Genomic DNA, 18,566 nt, shown 5'->3' on the forward strand with positions numbered 1-18,566 from the left:
AGAATGAGGGTGTAAATAGGTGAAATTTCCCGCCCGCACCCTCTTCACATCTGCGCGAAGGCCGCTATACAGCGGCGCTCTGCTGGGGTGTAGCCAAGTGGTAAGGCAGCGGTTTTTGGTATCGCCATTCGCAGGTTCGATCCCTGCCACCCCAGCCACTTTTCCTTCACGCTACCGCGTCGCTGCCTGAGCGCACGCTTTTCACGCTACCGCTTCGCTGCTTGGGCGTTTGAGGCATTTCCCAAAATCTCATCGGCGAGCGCCAAGCCGGATAGAAACGCGCCTTCGACGCGCGGGCTATGAAGGTAGTCCCCCGCAATACCGATGCGCTGTGATGCGTCATATCTCGCAGCTTCGCTGTCCGGCTTGCCTGGCATGGCGTACAGCCATCGATGCGCGGCGAGATGGATCGGTATGACCTTTGACACGCCGGTCTGCTCGAAGAAATCGCCCAGCAAGACTGCTGCCGCTTCTTCTTTCGGCAGGTCGAGTATTTCACGCGAACGCGCCGGACTTGCGTGCAACACCCAGCATTCGCCGCCTGCGCGAGCTGGCTTCGCAGAATTTCGCGCGGCCCACGAGATCGCTGCGTCAGGCGCTCGCAAAGCATCGTCCTCGATCTCCAGGCGCTCGGCAAAAGCCGCCATCACCGCCCAGCATGGCTGTGACGTAACCTTGTGCGCCACTGCGGCGAGATCAGGAGCGGCATCGTCCAGCAAGACGGTACCGCTTGCTCCGCCGGCACAGCGCAAACCAAGGCATCGGCGACAAAACTCTTGTGATCTGTCTCCAGCTTCCAGCGATCACTGTCGCGGTGAATGCGCTCGATCCGCGTGCCCCAGCTCACATCAAGATCACTCGCCATCGCGCGGATCGGCCCGTTCATTCCCGGTGTCCCAACCCAGGCCTCTTCGCCAGCAGCGGGCCAAGGAGCGACCACACCGAATGCGTGCCACGCCTCGACCGCCTTGCGGAATTCGGGATCGCGTGCTGTGAAGTATTGCGCACCGTGATCGAAGCCAACCGTCTCGCCAGCGATCTCCGCGCGGCGAGCCGCCATCCGCCCGCCCGGCCCGCGACCCTTGTCGAACAGCGCGACTTCGTGTCCCGCTTCGGAAAGACGCGTTGCGCAGGCTAGCCCCGCCATTCCGGCGCCGATAATCGCGATCTGCATGTTAGAACCGTCCATGCTGCCTCCAACGCGCGGCGCTCCGGTCGGTTTCAATTCTGAGTTTACGGCGCGCTTTTTGGCTCGTGCCGCCTCTGCCAGGATCAGCGAGAAACGTCCTGCCTCGTCCAGCCAGCGCTCGCGCGGCTCCCACCCGCTTGCGAGCAGCAACATATTGGCCGTGCGGCGATCAAACTTATGGCTATTCTCGGTGTGGATCGTTTCGCCTTGTTTCATGGCAAAACTTTGATCGGCAACGCTGAATTCAAAATCGCTTTGCGCAACGAGATGCATCTCAATCCGCGCGAAATCATCGTTCCAGCGCGCTTCGTGCCTAAGTTGATCGACCGGGATATCGCCGCCCAACTCCCGGTTGATCCGCCGCATCAGGTTGAGATTGAATTTGGCCGTAACGCCCGCTGCATCATCGTAGGCTGCGACCAGGATTTCTTCATCCTTGATAAGGTCCATACCGATCAGCAGTTGCGAGCCCTCGCCCAAAGTCTCACGCATGGTGCGCAGCAGATCAACCGCTGTGCGAGCAACCATGTTGCCGATGGTCGAACCAGGAAAGAAGCCGAGCTTCGGCATCGCTGCGACCTCTTCCGGCAATTCAACCCGCCGCATGAAGTCGGCCTCAACCGGATATACCGGCAGGCCGGGAAACTTCGCTGAAAGCTCCTTCGCCGCAGCGCGCAGGAAATCGCCGGAGATGTCGAGTGGGACATAGGCTTTGGGCGAAATGGCGCTCAGCAAGAGCGGCGTTTTCACAGAGCTGCCTGATCCAAATTCGACTACGGCCCGGTCCGGACCAATCATCTGCGCAAATTCGGCGGCGAGCCCGCGCAAGATCTCAGTCTCCGCACGGGTCGGGTAATATTCCGGCAGCTGCGTGATGTCTTCAAACAACTGCGACCCGGCATCATCATAGAGCCAGCGCGCGGGGATCGCCTTTTGCGACTGCTTCAGGCCCGCGAGCACATCCGCGCGAAACGCCATATCAACGCCTTCGTCATCGAGGGAAACGAGGGCGAGGCCCTTCTTAGTCGTCATCAAAGATCCTTTGCGAGCCGCATTCCGGTGAACTGCCAGCGCTGATGCGGGTAGAAGAAATTGCGGTAGGAGGCGCGCGAATGGCCGCGCACCGTCGCGCAGCTCGCGCCCTTTAACACGAACTGTCCGCTCATAAATTTGCCATTATACTCGCCGACTGCACCGCTCGCCGGTTCAAAGCGCGGATATGGCAGGTAAGCCGAGCGGGTGAACTGCCAGCAATCGCCGAACAGCGACAGGCCGCCATGTTGCTCTGGAGCGGCGGCGCGGTCCAACTGGTTGCCCGCGCTCGCGTCGTGTGCGGGCGTGCTTCGCTCTCCATCCTGGCCGCGCGCGATCGCTTCCCACTCGAACTCCGTCGGGAGCCTTTGCCCCGCCCAGCTCGCGAAAGCATCCGCCTCATAATAGGAGATATGCGTCACCGGCGCGCCCGGATCGCGAGGCTGCCAGCCTTGATGGGTGAAGGCCTCGTCATCTCGCCAATAGAGCGGCGCGGTGATCCCGTCTCCGCGCACCCATGCCCAGCCGTCCGACAGCCAAAGCGACGCGGTGTCATACCCGCCATCAGCGATAAATTCGCCCCACTCGCGGTTGGTGACGAGCCGTTCGGCCAGCGCGAATGGCTCGAGAAGCACGCGGTGCCGCGGCCCTTCATTATCAAAGGCAAAACCTTCTCCGACATGCCCGATCAGCGCGACGCCACCGGGATGCTCATGCCAGCCGGGCTCTGTGTTGCCCGCAGACATTGCGGCTTCGGGTGCGCTGTCCCACATGGCCGGGCCGAGCGGGTTTTGAAACAGAGCATGCTTGATATCGGTCAATAGCAACTCGATATGCTGCTGCTCATGTGCGATCCCGAGCGCGATCAGATTGGCATGCGCTGGATCGTCGATCAGCGACGCCATCTTTTGATCGACATGCGCGCGCCACTCGCGAATTTCATCAAGCTCTGGTCGCGACAAAAGCCCGCGAGAAAAGCGCGCAATCCGCTCACCTTCTGCTTCGTAGTAGGAGTTGAAGAGGAATGGCCACTCCTCGTTGAAGAGGCGATAATCGGGCGCATGGTCGCGCAGCAGGAACGTTTCCCAAAACCAGTTTGTGTGCGCGAGGTGCCATTTTGCGGGCGAAGCATCTTCCATCGATTGCAGCGTCGCATCGGCATCGGAAAGCCGCTCTGCCAGCGCCTCCATCAGCGCCCTTGTCGTCTCGTAACGCTTTGAAAGCGAGGCGGGATCATCCGCGTTGAGCGATCCTCGATCTTCAAGCGATGCTTGTGGCACCAGCGTCTCCCAACTGCGCGGGTTGCTCGAAATGGCCCACGCACAAGCAGCCATGCCCGAAAGCGATTGCAATTGAAAGGGATAGGCCGCGACTTCAGGTTCGCTATGCCTTTAGGCTGCCATGCGAACCCGGTTCCGCCCTGCGCCTTTGGCCTCGTAAAGCGCCGCATCGGCCCGAGCGAACAGACTAAGCGACGAATCGTCAGGCATCAGCGAGGTGAAGCCGATGCTTACGGTCACAGGTGGGCGATCCCCGATCGCTGTGCCCACCGAAATCGCCAGTCGCAAACGCTCTGAAATGATCCGCGCGAATGCCTTGTCGGCGCCCGGAACGATCCAGACAAACTCTTCTCCACCGACGCGACCGACGATGTCACCGTCTCGCGCCTGATTTCTCGTGATGCGTGCAACCTCTTGCAAGACTTTGTCGCCATGGGGGTGACCGTAGGTATCGTTGACCGACTTGAAGTGATCGATATCAAACATGATGAGCGCAAGGGGCTCATTCTGGCGATGGGACTTCACCACCAGATGGTCGAGCGCCGCCATCACGCGCCTACGATTGGCGATTCCTGTGAGCGGATCTGTCTGCGCCAATTCCCTCGCCACGCTGGCTTCATGAAGGGCGGAGACACGCGACATTTCGAGTTCGCGTTCACGTTCAACCTGGTCGGTGACATCTCGGACCACGGCCACGACCCTCACGACCTCCTTTTCTCAGTCGCGCAGATTGCAGGCCTGCACCGAAATCGAGCACGGCACACCGTCAAAACCTGTGATGTCGTAGAACATTTCATAGACGCCGGTTTCGTCCGCATGAGCCATAACCTGCCCGACCAGATCAATGTCATTGGCGAACAGCAGCGTTTCGGCATCCCCGGCGACGAATTGTTCGTCCTTGTCGATACCAAACAGCATGCGCATACCATCGGACCATTGCTGCATGCCGGTCTTGGTATCGTATTGCCAAACGCCAAGATCCGCGATGTGTTCAGCCATACGGACCGTGCGCAGCAACTCGTTCATGCGCTCACCGCGCTCTCGCGCCAAGCGGGAGGAAAAGCGCGCTTCGCGGCGCGCGGAAACCGTCGACGCCAGCAGCGCAATGGAAACGAGGCCAAGCAAAAGGCAGACAGCGACAGCAATCTGCTGCCCAGTATCAGCGGCCAATATGCCGTCCATGCAACTTACCCCGCTCGTTAATGAGCGTGGTATATTGGTGAATCGTCAACCGGTTTGCTGTGACACACTAGGTGAATGCACCTAATGCACGGGCAATGCTTATGCCGCGTCTGCCTTGCGCTCGTTGATCTCGCTGTTGAGCATTTCGGCAATCAGGAAGGCCAGTTCCAGCGATTGTTCTGCGTTGAGACGCGGATCACAATGAGTGTGGTAGCGATCGCCCAGACGCTCATCGGTAATCGCCACTGCGCCGCCTACGCACTCGGTCACGTCCTGACCGGTCATCTCGATATGAATGCCGCCGGGATGCGATCCTTCGGCACGGTGCACGGCGAAAAAGCCCTTCACTTCGGTCAGGATGCGATCGAACGGCCGCGTCTTAAACCCGCTGTCGGACTTGATGACATTACCGTGCATCGGGTCACAACTCCACACGACCGGATGGCCTTCGCGTTGAACCGCGCGGACCAATTTGGGCAGGCCCTCTTCGACCTTGTCGTGACCGAAACGGCTAATCAGCGTGATCCGGCCTGCTTCGCGCGATGGGTTCAGTTGATCGAGCAGTTCGATGAGCGCATCAGGCTCGAGCGAAGGGCCGCACTTCATGCCCAGCGGATTGCCGATGCCGCGCGCGAATTCGATATGGGCGCTGCCCGGGAAGCGTGTCCGATCCCCGATCCACAGCATGTGCGCGCTAGTGGCGTACCACTGACCGGTGAGCGAATCTTGGCGGGTGAGCGCTTGCTCATAAGGAAGCAGCAAGCCTTCATGGCTGGTGTAGAAGCTGGTGCCCTGCAATTGCGGAACCGTCGCCGGATCAATTCCGCATGCTTCCATAAAGTCGAGCGCCTCACCGATCCGGTCGGCAGTTTCGGCGAATTTCTCAGTCCAAGGCGTGCGGCCCATAAATTCGAGCGTCCACTGGTGGACCTGACGCAAATTGGCATATCCGCCGCCGGCAAAGGCCCGCAGCAGGTTGAGCGTCGATGCCGCCTGCGAATAGGCGCGGACCATCCGCCCCGGATCGTTGCGGCGCGTCGCCGGGTCAAACTCGATCCCATTGATGTTGTCGCCGAAATAGCTCGGCAGCGTAACATCGCCCTTGGTTTCGGTCGGCGCCGAGCGCGGCTTGGCAAACTGCCCTGCCATCCGGCCAACTTTGACGACCGGACGCTTGCTGGCGAAAGTCATCACGACCGCCATTTGCAGCAGCACGCGGAAGGTGTCGCGAATGTTGTTCGGGTGAAACTCGGCAAAGCTCTCGGCGCAATCGCCGCCTTGCAACAAGAATGCCTTGCCATTGGCGACATCGGCCAGGTCCGATTTGAGCGCGCGCGCTTCGCCCGCAAAGACAAGCGGCGGATAGGCTTCCAGAGTGCTCTCAGCATCGGCGAGTTCAGCGGCATCTTCGTAGTTCGGCAAATGCCGCGCTTCGAAGGATTTCCAGCTTTCCGGGGACCAATTCTGTGACACTTTAAAACTCTTCTCGTTCAAAACGGGGGCAAGATGAGGCGCGAAAAGCGCTCCATGATAATCGCAAATGCGGCGGCGCGGTTACCGCGCATCCATTACAAATGTAAAGCGAGAACCGCCCGAGGCACAACTTTATTTCACGAACGCTCTGATCGGTTCGCGCGATCAAGGCGTATTAGCGACCGATAACCTCCGGTACGGCGTGCGCCTGAACGGGCAGCCGCAGGTGCGCTTTCAGACGGCAGGCTTTGCGACAATTCGGTTCCCTCGGGGATCACGGCAAGCCGCCATCCCGGGCGCTGACCGAAATATCGGCCCGCGAGGAATTGCATGATCTGCGGAGTGGTCCGCGAATAATCATCCAAGAGCGTTGGCAGCAGCCCGACCCTGCGGCGGTCATTCGTCGCGCCTTCCAACTGGAACAGCCAGAAGGTGTTGCCGGTCGATGCGCGGCTGAACAATTGCCGCAGCGGCTCGGTTACCCGGTCAAGCTCCTCTTCAGTCGGAGGTGCATTCACCAGATCGCGTGCAATCTTGTCAGCCTCGGCGAAGAACACCGGCACGTCCTGCGGCTGCAATTGCGCAAGCGCGGTGATCGTGCCGCCCGCGTCGAGATCAACCGGCCAATCTGAATAGATTTGCGGCGCATAGCTCGCCCCGGCGCGCTCCCGCATCGCCTCGAGCAGGCGATTGTTGAAGACGTCGATCAAAATCTGGAGCTGACGGGATTCGCGCAAAGACTGCACCCCTGCGCCGCTTGGCCAAGCGATCACGGCGGCAGCCTGATTGGAATCGCCGCGATGGTTGAGCACGGTGGTGTCAGCCGAGGATGCCGGGAATGCAGGCACCTTGTTCGCCACATCCTGCGGGATCGGCGTGCGTTCCGTCAAAGCGCCAAATGTTGTGCGCAAAGCCTCAACCGTCGCCTCTTTGTCGAACTCGCCGAAGATCAGCACCTCAACCGGACCTTGAGCAAGCAATGGCTCCCAAACCTCGCGAAAGCCCTCTGGCGTGACATTCGCCAAGGCGCTGGGATCGGGTGTTGCGAAACGCGGATCGCGATTGCTCATCAGATATTCCAAATCGCGATTGAGCACGCCGTTCGGGCTGGTCGCAAACGTGTTGTAGGCGAGTTCAGCAGCGGCGCGGGCTCGGATCACAGGATCCTTGTCCCAGCGCGGCATGCCCAGCTTGGCTGCGAATAAATAGAGTTGGTCCGCCACATCATCAGACCGCGTGCGCGCGGTAAAGGTGAACACGGCATCCTCGATCGAAAACTCAAAGCCGAGCTTGCGGCCAGTCGCCAAACGATCAAGCTCTTCCTGGCCCAATTCGCCAAGGCCCGAGCCAACCAGCGCCGTCGTGCCCAAAGTCGCATAGGGCGCGTTTTCAGCATCGAACGCACGATAGCCTGAACCGAAGCGCACTTTCACGACAACACGTCCTGGCTCAGCATTGTTGGCCCAAAGCAGCGTCTTCACACCGTTATCGAAATCGACCTGTTCGATATCCAGCAAACCAATCGGCTCACGCTTTGCAATGGTGCCAGGCTCACCGACGGGCGGAAGCTCATCAAACGAGATTGTGCTTGCGGCCAATCGCGCGCTGCCATCAACGGTCACTTCTTTGCCAAGCGCCAGCCGCAGCGCAGGCTCATCCGCCTCGCCGGCTGCGGGCGTCACATAGACACCGCGCACCACATCGCCGGTGAAGAGCTTGCGCGTGTGCGCCAGCACCTCGTCTGGAGTGAAACGCGGCTTGGTGTCGCGGAAGACTTGCAGGACCACTTCGGGCGACGCTGTAGTCTCACGAATGTCGACTGCATTGATCAAAGTGTTAGCGAGATCAGAGCCAGAAATGACGGTGCGTTGCTCCACCTGATTGGCAAACGCGATGTCGAATTCGGCGACCTCGCGGTCGATTTCTTCTTGTGTTGGCGCGCTGGCCAAAGCGTCAGCAATCACCCCGCGAACATCGGCAAGCGCGCTCTGCCAATCGTCGGAAAGCGGAGCAAAGGTCACAAAAGTCGCATCGGTCGAACGCGAGACATCGTCCTGCTGCGCCTGCGCATAAAGATAGCTTCCGCCGGAGCGCGCGCGCGACTCCAAGCGGCGATTGATGATCGCCTGCGCGACCGCTTCGATCATCAGACCTTCATTGTAGACGATGGTGTCTTCCACCTGCCGCCACGGGCGCATCACAGCATAAGTGAGGCTGCGCGGAAGATCGGGTTCGACCAAGACGCCAAGTTCTCCGATGGGGCCCCTTGGGTCATTGGTTGCCGGTGCATCAGCAGGTGCAACCGGATCGCCGAAGTCAGGGGCAGGCACGCTCTCACCAGCAGCTTGCCAATCGCCGAACCATTGCTCGACCAATCCTGCGAGAGCTTCGGGCGGCGCATCGCCGACGACGACAATCACCGTGTTTTCGGGTCGATACCAACGACGATGGAACTCGGTCATTTTCGCGCCGTCCGCGCCGCGCAAGGTCTCGACCGTGCCGATTGGCGTGCGGGTCGCAAGACGTTGGCCAGCGAACAGCTTGGCGCGCGTGAACTCACCCACACGCTCGCCCGCCCCGCCCCGCTCGCGCTTTTCAGCAAGGACGATCGGGAGTTCGATCGCCACGTTCTCATCGCTCAAAACGGGTTCGCGGATCATCCCGGAAAGCAGCTTGAAGCTTTCTTGCAGCTTTGCCTGCGTGACGCCCGGCAAATCGAGCTTGTAGACCGTGTGCGTAGGGCTGGTTTCTGCATTGGCATCGCTGCCAAAAGTCGCGCCCAACCGTTGCCAAGTCTCAATTGCCTTGGCCTGCCCCAGATATTTGCTCTCACGGAACAGCAAATGTTCAAGCAAGTGCGCATAGCCTTGCTCAAAATCGCGCTCATGCAGTGAACCCGCGTCAATGCGAACGCGGATCGAGACCTGTCCCGGGGGCACGCCATTGCGGCGCACCGCATAGCGCAGACCGTTGTCCATCTCGCCGAACAGCCACTCGCGGTCGACCGGCACGTTGCTGTTTTCGTAGAGCCAAGGCGTCTCGTCCTCACCTTGCAGGTTCTGCGGATCGGGAATCGCGACCGCAGACGGCACGCTGACCGGAGGCGGGTTCGTCGGCTCGGCATCTTGCGCGCTGGCGGGAAGGACAAATGCCGCGGGTGCGGCAAGCAGAAAGAGGGCTTTCGCGCCCTTAAGAATGACGTTCATGGCGACAGATATAGGCGCGAGAGGTGTGAAGGGATAGTGAATGCTGGTGAATTGCGCGTAATTCTCTTGCGCCTTGGCGTGACAGCGTCTCGCATTGCCTTGTCGATTGAGCGGTGCGCTCTTAAATACTGACCCATGTTTATCGAAACCGAAACGACGCCGAACCCCGCCAGCCTCAAATTCCTGCCCGGAAAGCCGGTCATGAGCGCGGGTACGCGCGAATTTGCCAGCCCAGAAGCTGCCGAAGCCAGCCCCCTTGCGGAAGCGATCTTCGACACCGGCGAGGTCGTGAATGTATTTTTCGGCAGCGATTTCGTGAGCGTGACAGCAGCGCCCGGCGCAAGCTGGGGTTCGCTCAAGTCGCAAGTGGTTGCAATCCTGCTCGACCACTTCGTATCGGAGGCTCCGCTGTTCAAAGCGGGCACGGCCGGCGACATCTCGGTCCCTGCCGATGACGAGATGGCAGTTGAGGAATTGGCCGAAGACAGTGAGATCATCGCGCAGATCAATGAACTGCTCGAAACGCGCGTACGGCCAGCCGTCGCCGGAGATGGTGGAGACATCGCCTATCGCGGTTTCAAGGATGGCGTGGTGTACCTGACCTTGCAGGGCGCATGCTCGGGTTGCCCATCAAGCACGGCCACGCTCAAGCATGGAATTGAAGGTTTGCTGAAACATTATGTCCCTGAAGTCGTTGAAGTACGCGCAGCATAAATTTCAACGACCTTTGGGGCCACAATGACCAAGCAATTCCACGACAATACCCTTTCTGCCGACGCGCTCGATCAACTTTTCAATGAAGCGCGCACCTACAACGACTGGCTCGACAAGGCGGTGAGCGACGATCAGCTTCACGCGATCTGGGACCTGCTGAAAATGGCTCCCACTTCGGCCAATATGCAGCCGGTGCGGATCGTTTGGGTGAAATCGGACGAGCAGAAAGAGAAGCTCGCCGAATGCGCTTCTGATGGCAACAAGGACAAGATCAAGGCCGCACCTGCCACGGCGATCATCGGCTACGATATTGATTTTCATGAGGAGCTGCCATGGCTCTTCCCGCACGCCGACGCAAAAAGCTGGTTTGAAGGCGATGAAGAGGGCCGTAAGGAAGGCGCATTTCGCAACTCCTCGCTGCAAGGCGCTTACCTGATCCTCGCTGCGCGCGCGGTCGGACTTGATTGCGGGCCGATGTCAGGCTTCGATGAGGACAAGGTCAATGAGACTTTCTTCGCCGATGCGCCGCGTCACCGCGTAAACTTTATCTGCTCGGTCGGTTATGGCGATCCCGAGAGCATCTTTGACCGCTCCCCTCGCCCCGACTTCGACAAATTCAATCGCGTTGTCTGACTTGCAGGTTAGCGCTCGCTAAGGCAGTGCGCTCGGTATGCGAATTCTCGCCATCGAGACGGCCAGCGAGGCCTGTTCAGTAGCGCTGTTTGAAGACACGCAGCTGATCGCGAACACGCATACCGAGATGGGGCGTGGTCATGCCGAGCGCCTGATCCCTATGATTGCCGACCTGCCGGATAAAGGCAGGGCGGATCGCATTGTCGTCTCGCTCGGCCCCGGCAGCTTTACCGGTGTTCGCATCGGTATCGCCGCTGCGCGCGCCCTGGGCGTAGCATGGAAAGCGGAAGTGCTGGGCTATCCGACGCTCGCGCTGGTCGCCATCCGCTCTTGGCAACCAACACCGCGCAAGGTCACTGTCTGTATGAATGGCGGACACGGCGAGTGGTTCGTCCAGAACTTTGATGGCAGCTCGGCAGAGGATGAATTGCGCTCGCTTTCGCCCGAAGCAGCCAAAGAGGCGTGCCGGCACGATGTGATCGTCGGCAATAGCGCGAATGAGCTTGCTGCTCTGTTCGACGATGGGAGCAAGGAAGCACTCAATCTCCTTCCCGATGCGAGCAAGACAAACCTCCTCGAAGAAAGCCAGCTCACCAAGGATCTCGCTCCGATCTATGGCCGCGCGCCAGATGCCAAGCCGCAAGCTCAGGCAATCGGCCAGTGAGTGTTCGCGAGCATCCGGTCGACGACATCATGACCGTCATGGAGGCCGCCTTTGACCCTGCCTATGGTGAGGCGTGGAACCGTAGGCAGGTCAGTGATGCAATGGCACTGCCCAACACCCATGAACTCATCATCAATGCTCATGGCCAGCTAATCGAGTCGGTCGGCGATGAAGAACCCGCTGGTTTTGTCCTCACGCGCCACGCCGCGGATGAAGAAGAATTGCTGCTGATCGCTGTCGCGCCGGATCACCGTTGCAAAGGGCTAGGCCAAAAGCTCATTGCTCATTTGATCGACGCTGCGAGATCACGCGGAACGCAGCGCATCTTTCTGGAAATGCGCCGCGGCAACCCTGCCATCCACCTTTATCAGAAATTTGGCTTCGAACCGATCGGCGAGCGTCCAAACTATTACCGACTGGAGAACGGTGAGCGGATTGATGCAATTACATTTGGCTGCGCAATTTAAAGTCAAACGCTCAAACCTTTCCAAGTTTTACATCCCCTTTTCTTACATTACTTGCGAACAACATCGCCCAGCTATTGCAATGCCTGCGACGCTGGTTCATGGGCAAAGTATCGGAAAAATCCGAACAAAAAATGCATGAGGGACTCTTATGGAAGATCTGGAAATTGAGATGAAGGAAACGCTGATAACGCTTACCAGCGATATCGTTGCAGCGCATGTGAGCAATAATGATGTCAGCGTTGATGATGTACCATCGCTTATCACCAATGTGTTCTCCGCGTTGTCGGGCTTGGGCGAAAGCAATGCAGTGGCTGAAGTGCGTCCCGACCCTGCCGTCTCGGTCCGGTCATCTATCAAGAAAGATCACATCATTTGCCTCGATTGCGGCAAGAAAATGAAGATGCTCAAACGGCACCTCAACACCGAACACGATATGTCGCCGGAAGAGTATCGAGCCCGTTGGGAACTGCCCGCAGACTACCCTCTCGTGGCGCCGAACTACGCCGAGACGCGCCGCGATTTGGCAAAGAAGATTGGACTGGGACGTAAACCGTCAAAAGGACGTGGTCGTCGCAAGAAGTAATCTGCGTGGAGATTGGGCGGAATACGCCCCTTCAACTTGAGCAATGCGCCTCGTCCCGATATGGGGAGCGAGATGATCGCGAACATAACGCGACGAGGCGGCTATCTGGCGGAGTTGAGAGTGCAGCAAAAGATTGATCTTGAACAATTGTGCGCCGAAAAAGGCCTGCGGATCACTGAGCAACGCCGTGTCATCGCAAAAGTATTGTCTGAAAGCGACGATCACCCTGACGTTGAATTGCTGCACAGCCGCGCATCGGCGATCGACCCCAAGATCTCGATCGCCACTGTTTATCGTACCGTACGCTTGTTTGAAGAAGCGGGCATTCTCGACCGTCACGACTTCGGCGATGGCCGATCACGCTATGAGCCCGTTCCTGAAGCTCACCACGATCACCTGATCGACGTTGAGACCGGCAAAGTGGTCGAGTTTGTCGACCCTGAAGTCGAGTCCTTGCAGCGCCAGATCGCGGAACGGCTCGGCTACCGCCTGGTCGATCACCGCATGGAATTGTACGGCGTGCGTCTCAACCGTGACGACTAAGCGAGAGCGCCTCGACCGTGCACGGCGGATTGATGCTATGCACGGCAAATCGACCCCGCTTTCAGCGATGGGCTGGCTGAGATTTACGTATCGGTCGATCATGCTGGCCTTGGGCGTGCTGGTTTGCGTGCCGATCCATTATCTGTGGCGCATTTTCGCTTATGGCTCGCCGATCCCCATGTATTTCTTGCGCTATGCCGCCTGGGTTTCAGGCGCGCGCGTCGAGATCATCGGCACGCATCTGAAGCGCGATGTGTTCTACGTCGCAAACCACCTTTCGTGGCTCGATATCCTCTCGATGGCAGGCGCGTGTGGTACGGCCTTTGTCGCCAAGGCAGAGCTCGCCAAAGCGCCGGTCGTCGGTTGGCTCGCATCGCTTAATCGCACGGTCTTCGTGAAACGGGAACACCGCATGGGCGTCGCCGAGCAGATCAATGCCTTGAAGGAGGCCTTGGCTGACACTTGGGCGGTCACCGTTTTTCCTGAAGGCACCACAACCGACGGCCAATCGCTGCTGCCTTTCAAAACCAGCATGCTGAGCGTGCTTGAACCGCCACCGCCCGGCGTCATGGTCCAGCCGGTTTTGCTGGACTACGGCGATGTCGCCGAAGAGATTGGCTGGATCGGGGACGAGACTGGCTTGAACAATGCAAAGCGTGTCCTGGCTCGCAAAGGCACGTTCCCGCTCCGAATTCATTTTCTCGAGCCATTCAGCCCGGAAGAGTTTCGCGGGCGCAAGAAGATTGGCGCAGAGGCCCGGCGCCGGATCGAAGAAGCGCTGCTGGAGAGGCTTGGCAAGCCACTGCGCGACTTCCGCCATACAGTTCCGCCCATTCGCTACGAGGCGCCCAAAGAAGCCGTCGCGCAGATCGAGCGCAACGAAGACGCGAACTAGCTCCTGATCTAAAGGCCCGCGCGAACCAGCCAATCGTGGAACAGCCTGACGGGGCGCAATTCCAATGCGGTCGGCTTGCACACAAACCAGTAGCTGTAGGGGCTTTCAACCTCGAGACCGTAGAGGTCGGTCAACCGTGTGTCCTGCGCGCGCCTGAGGTGATCGTCGTGCATGATCGCGACGCCCAATCCTTGCGCAGCCGCTTCGAGCATCAATTGGCCCGAGTCGTAATGGTCGATCGCAGCCGGGTCCATCTCCTCCATGCCGAGCGCCTTTTTCCAAGCCTCAAAGCTGGCAGGCAGTTCGTTGTGGATGAGGAATGTCTGCTTCTCGAGCGCTTCCTGATTGACGTCCTCACCAATCTTTTCTGCAATCTCCTTGCTGCAAATCGCATGGACGAGATTGTGATCAAGCCGCACAGCGTGGAGGCTGGTGTCCGGTCCCTGGCTCAAAATGATAGCCGCATCGAGCGTGTCTCCGACGCGATCTTCCAGATGGGGACCTGTGTCGATATCAATGTGCAGCAATGGGTGGCGTTTCCGCAGCTCACCGAGCCGTGGGAACAGCCTCTGACTGCCGAACAGCGGCAAGACACCGAGGCGAAGGCGCAATAGCGAGATATTGTCCGACTGGCTTTCCACCGCCCGGGCGAGCGATTCCAGATGCGGGTTCACCGCCTCATAAAACGCCTGTCCTTCGTCGGTCAGCTGCATGCTCTGGCGCGCGCGCGTGAACAATTTCTTGCCCACGAATTCCTCCAGATTGGTTATCCGCCGCGACAGGGCAGACGGGCTCAGGCCGATTTCTTCGGCTGCAGCGCGGGCCGAGCCAAGACGCACGGTGCGCATAAATGCTTCGAGAGCACGCAGAGGGGGTAAACGACGCGATGGCATGAATAACTCCTTGTTCTATGGAGTTACGCATAGCGAGCCAAAAGGATGCAAAAAATCGAACTAAGCGCAAAAAAGGCCTAGTTAGCTTGCCTTTTCCTCATCGTGCGGCGCATGCAACCTCAAACGCTTTACGTGCGTTTCATCCGCCGCCGTAACCTCGATGCGCCATCCACTGGGATGTTCGAGACGCGTCCCAACTGGCGGGACTTGCTCGGCCAGCACAAACGCCAGCCCGCCCAGCGTATCGACCGATTCTTCGACTTCAGCGAGGCGCGGATCGACCGTGCTGGCAATATCCTCCAGCTCGGCGCGGGCGTCGCAATCCCACATGCCTTCGCCAATCGCGACGATCAACGCTTCGGGCGTTTCGTCATGTTCGTCTTCGATCTCACCGACAATCTCTTCGACCAAATCCTCAATCGTGATGAGGCCATCCGTGCCCGAGAACTCGTCGAGCACCACAGCAAGGTGAACCCTGCGCGCACGCATGTCGGCCAACACGTCCAAAGCCCCGCGCACTTGCGGCACGTAGATCGGCTGACGCATCAAAGTGGTCCAATCCTTTGGCGGCGGCTTCCCGTTCGCTAGGAAAGGGAACACGTCCTTGATGTGGATCATGCCGATCACCTCATCGAGAGTTTCGCGATAGACCGGCATGCGCGAATGGCCGTTTTCGCTGAAGGTTGCGACCAGCTCTTCCCAGCTGATCGAGGCGTCCACTGCGATAATCTCCCCGCGCGGCACGGCCACATCGTCGGCATCATGTTCGCTAAAGTGCAACAGGTTGCGCAGCATCTGCCGCTCAACCGGCGTCAGATCACCATTACCTTCGGACGTTTCAGGCGCGCTCTCGCCGCCGTTCTCGCCCTCATGCTCGTCGATCGCTTCCTCGAGCTGCGCGCGCAGCGAGCGATCATTGTCACCATCGAAGAACCGGCGGAGCGCGGACCACAAACCGCGCTTACTACTCTCCGCTTCTCCAGCGGGGGATTGGGAATCTGGCATTGCTTTGTTCAGGGTCTCCTTGGGGCCCTATGTGATGACGCCATTGCGGTCACGCAGCTCCATATGGGTCCGCGATCCCCAGTTTGGCAAGAGCGGTGATTTCCAGCGCCTCCATCGCGTCCGCCTCAGCGTCCGAATGGACGTGGTCATGGCCCGCCAGATGCAGCAGGCCGTGGACAATCAGGTGCGCCGCGTGATGCTCCAAAGCGACGCCCTTCTCCTCGGCCTCGCGCGCGCATGTGGCATACGCCATCGCGAGGTCGCCGAGCATCACCGGCGGGCCATCCCGCTCCAGCGTTAGCAGCTCATCACGCGCCAGCATCGGGAAGCTGAGCACATTGGTCGGCTTGTCGCGGGTCCGCCATTCGCGGTTGAGCGCATGCACCTCTTCGTCAGAGGTGAACAGCAGGCTGACGTGCAGGCGCGGATTGGCGAGCGCCGGCTCCCCTTCTCCGCAAGCCTTGGCAACGCGCTGCGCCAGCGCTTCCCAGTCAGCCTCGGGCCAGCCCTCGATGTCGATCTCAAGCTGCATAGGTGTTCCAGTCGACGGCTCGGTTCATCGACAGCCAACCACACATGGACCGCACATTACACGGCCCTAGCGCGAAGACTCTCGTTGCGCGCAGCGGGGCGAAATTCGCGAAAAGAGAAGAGAGGTTCGCGCCAGTCATACGTCGCTCTTAGCGCGATGATCTGCCGTAGGACAGTGGGAGCGATGAGCGATAGTTCTCATCCAAACTTGGGGCAGCCTACTTCCGCGTGCGCTCAAGCAGATCGACAAGCTCTTCGAACTTCTCGCGCTGCTCGGCCTCGTCACCGCTCGCAATCGCTTCGGAAACGCAGCACGCCGCGTGATCTTTCAGCACCTGACTTTCAACCTTGGCGAGCGCCGATTTGATCGCGGTGATCTGGTGCAGGACGTCCATGCAATAGCGGTCATCCTCGATCATCTGCGCGACGCCGCGCACTTGCCCCGCAATCCGGTTGAGCCGATTGATCTTTGTGTTCGTATTCTTACTCATGTTCCCGCGCCGATTGAAATACCCTGTGGGGGTATATATAGAGGTGTGAAACGAAGTGACAACAGCGCGAATTATCCGACCATGACCCAAATTTCACGACGCAGTCTGATCTCCAGCACAGCCGCGCTCGCTGCCGCAGCGTCCCTGCCGATGCCCGCCTGGGCGCGCGGCAAGTCCCAAAGCGCATCCATGCCCCATGCCAAGAACGGCTTTGGCGAGCTTTCGGGAGAAGACATCAAGCTCTCGATTGGTGATGCGCATTTCATGACCGGTGGACGTTCCGGCCATGCCTTTGCGGTCAACGGAACAGTACCGGGTCCGCTGATCCGCCTCAAGGAAGGGCAGGACATTCGCCTGCACGTCACCAACAATCTGGATGAGGACAGCTCGATCCATTGGCATGGACTGCTCTTGCCTTTCCAGTTCGATGGTGTGCCGGGCGTCAGCTTCCCCGGAATCAAGCCAGGTGAGACTTTCACATATGAATTCCCCGTGCGCCAGCACGGCACCTATTGGTGGCACTCGCACTCGGGGCTCCAGGAGCAAGCGGGGCATTACGGACCAATCATTATTGATCCGGCAGAGCCCGATCCGCGATATGATCGCGATTACATAGTGCTGCTGTCCGAGTTTACGCCAATTCATCCGCATGAGATCATGCGCAAGCTGAAGGTTGGCGAGCACTACTTCCAGAACCAGATGAACTCCGCGAGCGAAGGCGAGCTTTCGGGCGAGCAGCGGCGCATGTGGGGCGAGATGCGGATGAACCCCCGCGATATCTCCGATGTCACGGGGATGACCTACACCTACCTCATCAACGGGCACGGCCCGGCGGATAACTTGCAGCTCGAATTCAAGCCGGGTGAGCGCGTGCGCTTACGCGTCATCAATGGCTCGGCGATGAGCTTTTTCAATGTCCGCATTCCCGGCGTGGCGATGACGGTCATTCAGGCCGACGGTAAGGATGTGGAACCGGTCGAGATTGACGAGTTTCAGATCGGCGTCGCGGAAACCTATGACGTGGTGGTTCAGCCTGAGGATGGAAGCCACGCCATCGTCGCCGAAGCGATGGACCGCAGCGGCATGGGCGTCGCCAGCCTGACTTCGCATAAAGGTCACATCGCCACCCCGCCGCCTTTGCGCAAAATCCCGACCTTGAGCATCACCGATATGGGCATGATGGACCACGCTGCGATGGGTCACGGTGATATGGCCGGCATGGATCACAATATGCGGGATACCTCGCTGCTGCCCGATGATGTGAAGGTCGGCCCCGGCCTCGACATGGTCGCGCCCATGCCGATGGACCGGATGGACTTTCCCGGCCTCGGCCTCGACACTGTCGACCACCGCGTGCTGCGCTACACCGACCTTAAGGCCAAGAACATGAACCCGCACCGCGAGGTGGAGCGGGAGATGGAGATTCACCTCACCGGCAATATGGAACGGTATATGTGGAGCTTTGACGGCAAGAAATTCACCGCCGTCACCGACGACCCGATTCGGTTCGGCTTTGATGAGCGAGTGCGGGTCAAGCTCGTCAACCAGACGATGATGGCGCACCCAATCCACTTGCACGGCCATTTCTTCGAGATGGTTAATGGCGCGGATCACATGCATCAGCCGTTGAAGCACACAATGGTGGTGCAACCGGGCGGAACCGCGACTTTCGATCTCACCGCGAATGAGCCGGGCGATTGGGCGTTTCACTGTCACCTGCTATATCACATGCATGCCGGCATGATGCAGGTCGTCACAGTACGCCCCTTTCCGGAAAACGCATGA

At 59.3% G+C, this 18,566-nt stretch carries 19 protein-coding genes, 1 tRNA gene and 1 pseudogene; 9 read left to right on the plus strand and 12 right to left on the minus strand.

The window, feature by feature from the left end; all coding sequences use genetic code 11:
* Window positions 1-83 precede the first annotated feature (83 nt).
* Window positions 84-158 (plus strand) — tRNA-Gln (locus ACZ1GU_RS09575).
* A gap of 48 nt (window positions 159-206) precedes the next feature.
* Here the strand turns inward: ACZ1GU_RS09575 and ACZ1GU_RS09580 are convergent.
* The 8 genes and pseudogenes from ACZ1GU_RS09580 to ACZ1GU_RS09615 all read right to left on the minus strand — a co-directional run bounded on the left by ACZ1GU_RS09580 (window position 207) and on the right by ACZ1GU_RS09615 (window position 9,362).
* Window positions 207-719 (minus strand): NAD(P)/FAD-dependent oxidoreductase, encoded by a 513-nt coding sequence (locus ACZ1GU_RS09580; protein WP_472648799.1) that lies wholly within the window; start codon window positions 717-719, stop codon window positions 207-209.
* The gene (locus ACZ1GU_RS09585) at window positions 647-1,189 is read right to left on the minus strand and encodes an NAD(P)/FAD-dependent oxidoreductase (RefSeq protein WP_472647781.1); all 543 of its coding nucleotides are present in this window, start codon (window positions 1,187-1,189) and stop codon (window positions 647-649) included. Before ACZ1GU_RS09585 ends, ACZ1GU_RS09580 begins: the two co-directional genes overlap by 73 nt.
* A 44-nt stretch (window positions 1,190-1,233) precedes the next feature.
* A pseudogene (egtD, locus tag ACZ1GU_RS09590) lies at window positions 1,234-2,221 on the minus strand (L-histidine N(alpha)-methyltransferase).
* Window positions 2,221-3,501 (minus strand): ergothioneine biosynthesis protein EgtB, encoded by a 1,281-nt coding sequence (egtB, locus tag ACZ1GU_RS09595; protein WP_472647782.1) that lies wholly within the window; start codon window positions 3,499-3,501, stop codon window positions 2,221-2,223. Before egtB ends, egtD begins: the two are co-directional and overlap by 1 nt.
* A gap of 111 nt (window positions 3,502-3,612) precedes the next feature.
* Window positions 3,613-4,197: a GGDEF domain-containing protein gene (locus tag ACZ1GU_RS09600; RefSeq protein WP_472647783.1), complete on the minus strand. Its 585-nt coding sequence runs from the start codon at window positions 4,195-4,197 to the stop codon at window positions 3,613-3,615.
* 21 nt (window positions 4,198-4,218) lie between these two features.
* Window positions 4,219-4,683, minus strand: coding sequence for a hypothetical protein (locus tag ACZ1GU_RS09605; protein WP_472647784.1), 465 nt, complete (start codon window positions 4,681-4,683; stop codon window positions 4,219-4,221).
* A gap of 99 nt (window positions 4,684-4,782) precedes the next feature.
* Complete coding sequence (locus ACZ1GU_RS09610; RefSeq protein WP_472647785.1) at window positions 4,783-6,156, minus strand: class II 3-deoxy-7-phosphoheptulonate synthase; 1,374 nt, start codon at window positions 6,154-6,156, stop codon at window positions 4,783-4,785.
* A 137-nt stretch (window positions 6,157-6,293) separates the two neighbouring features.
* Window positions 6,294-9,362: a M16 family metallopeptidase gene (locus ACZ1GU_RS09615; protein ID WP_472647786.1), complete on the minus strand. Its 3,069-nt coding sequence runs from the start codon at window positions 9,360-9,362 to the stop codon at window positions 6,294-6,296.
* Window positions 9,363-9,497: 135 nt separating this feature from the next.
* Here ACZ1GU_RS09615 and ACZ1GU_RS09620 point away from each other — a divergent pair, with 135 nt between their 5' ends.
* The 7 genes from ACZ1GU_RS09620 (at window position 9,498) to ACZ1GU_RS09650 (ending at window position 13,861) form a co-directional block, all read left to right on the plus strand.
* The gene (locus ACZ1GU_RS09620) at window positions 9,498-10,076 is read left to right on the plus strand and encodes a NifU family protein (RefSeq protein ID WP_472647787.1); all 579 of its coding nucleotides are present in this window, start codon (window positions 9,498-9,500) and stop codon (window positions 10,074-10,076) included.
* Between the two features lie 24 nt (window positions 10,077-10,100).
* The gene (locus ACZ1GU_RS09625) at window positions 10,101-10,709 is read left to right on the plus strand and encodes a malonic semialdehyde reductase (protein ID WP_472647788.1); all 609 of its coding nucleotides are present in this window, start codon (window positions 10,101-10,103) and stop codon (window positions 10,707-10,709) included.
* Between the two features lie 37 nt (window positions 10,710-10,746).
* Window positions 10,747-11,373 carry a tRNA (adenosine(37)-N6)-threonylcarbamoyltransferase complex dimerization subunit type 1 TsaB gene (gene tsaB / locus ACZ1GU_RS09630; protein WP_472647789.1) on the plus strand — a complete coding sequence of 209 codons (627 nt, stop codon included), beginning with the start codon at window positions 10,747-10,749 and terminating at the stop codon, window positions 11,371-11,373.
* A gap of 29 nt (window positions 11,374-11,402) precedes the next feature.
* Window positions 11,403-11,840 carry a GNAT family N-acetyltransferase gene (locus ACZ1GU_RS09635; protein WP_472648751.1) on the plus strand — a complete coding sequence of 146 codons (438 nt, stop codon included), beginning with the start codon at window positions 11,403-11,405 and terminating at the stop codon, window positions 11,838-11,840.
* A gap of 148 nt (window positions 11,841-11,988) precedes the next feature.
* Window positions 11,989-12,423, plus strand: coding sequence for a Ros/MucR family transcriptional regulator (locus tag ACZ1GU_RS09640; protein WP_472647790.1), 435 nt, complete (start codon window positions 11,989-11,991; stop codon window positions 12,421-12,423).
* A 120-nt stretch (window positions 12,424-12,543) separates the two neighbouring features.
* Entirely contained in the window at window positions 12,544-12,966 is a 423-nt protein-coding gene (locus ACZ1GU_RS09645) for a Fur family transcriptional regulator (RefSeq protein ID WP_472648752.1), read from the plus strand.
* A 37-nt stretch (window positions 12,967-13,003) separates the two neighbouring features.
* Entirely contained in the window at window positions 13,004-13,861 is an 858-nt protein-coding gene (locus ACZ1GU_RS09650; RefSeq protein WP_472648753.1) for a lysophospholipid acyltransferase family protein, read from the plus strand.
* 8 nt (window positions 13,862-13,869) lie between these two features.
* Here ACZ1GU_RS09650 and ACZ1GU_RS09655 read toward each other — a convergent pair whose 3' ends face one another.
* The 4 genes from ACZ1GU_RS09655 to ACZ1GU_RS09670 form a co-directional block, all read right to left on the minus strand.
* A complete protein-coding gene (locus ACZ1GU_RS09655; protein ID WP_472647791.1) occupies window positions 13,870-14,754 on the minus strand; it encodes a LysR substrate-binding domain-containing protein in 885 nt (294 codons plus the stop codon).
* Between the two features lie 81 nt (window positions 14,755-14,835).
* Window positions 14,836-15,759, minus strand: a complete 924-nt coding sequence (locus ACZ1GU_RS09660; RefSeq protein WP_472647792.1) for a hemolysin family protein — start codon at window positions 15,757-15,759, stop codon at window positions 14,836-14,838.
* 49 nt (window positions 15,760-15,808) lie between these two features.
* Window positions 15,809-16,291: an rRNA maturation RNase YbeY gene (gene ybeY, locus ACZ1GU_RS09665; RefSeq protein ID WP_472647793.1), complete on the minus strand. Its 483-nt coding sequence runs from the start codon at window positions 16,289-16,291 to the stop codon at window positions 15,809-15,811.
* A 217-nt stretch (window positions 16,292-16,508) separates the two neighbouring features.
* On the minus strand, window positions 16,509-16,781 hold the full coding sequence (locus ACZ1GU_RS09670; protein ID WP_472647794.1) for a metal-sensitive transcriptional regulator: 273 nt from the start codon (window positions 16,779-16,781) through the stop codon (window positions 16,509-16,511).
* An 81-nt stretch (window positions 16,782-16,862) separates the two neighbouring features.
* On the opposite strand from ACZ1GU_RS09670, the gene ACZ1GU_RS09675 reads away from it, so the two are divergent.
* Window positions 16,863-18,566, plus strand: a complete 1,704-nt coding sequence (locus ACZ1GU_RS09675) for a copper resistance system multicopper oxidase (RefSeq protein WP_472647795.1) — start codon at window positions 16,863-16,865, stop codon at window positions 18,564-18,566.

The sequence above is a fragment of the Erythrobacter sp. HA7-11 genome, assembly GCF_055693605.1.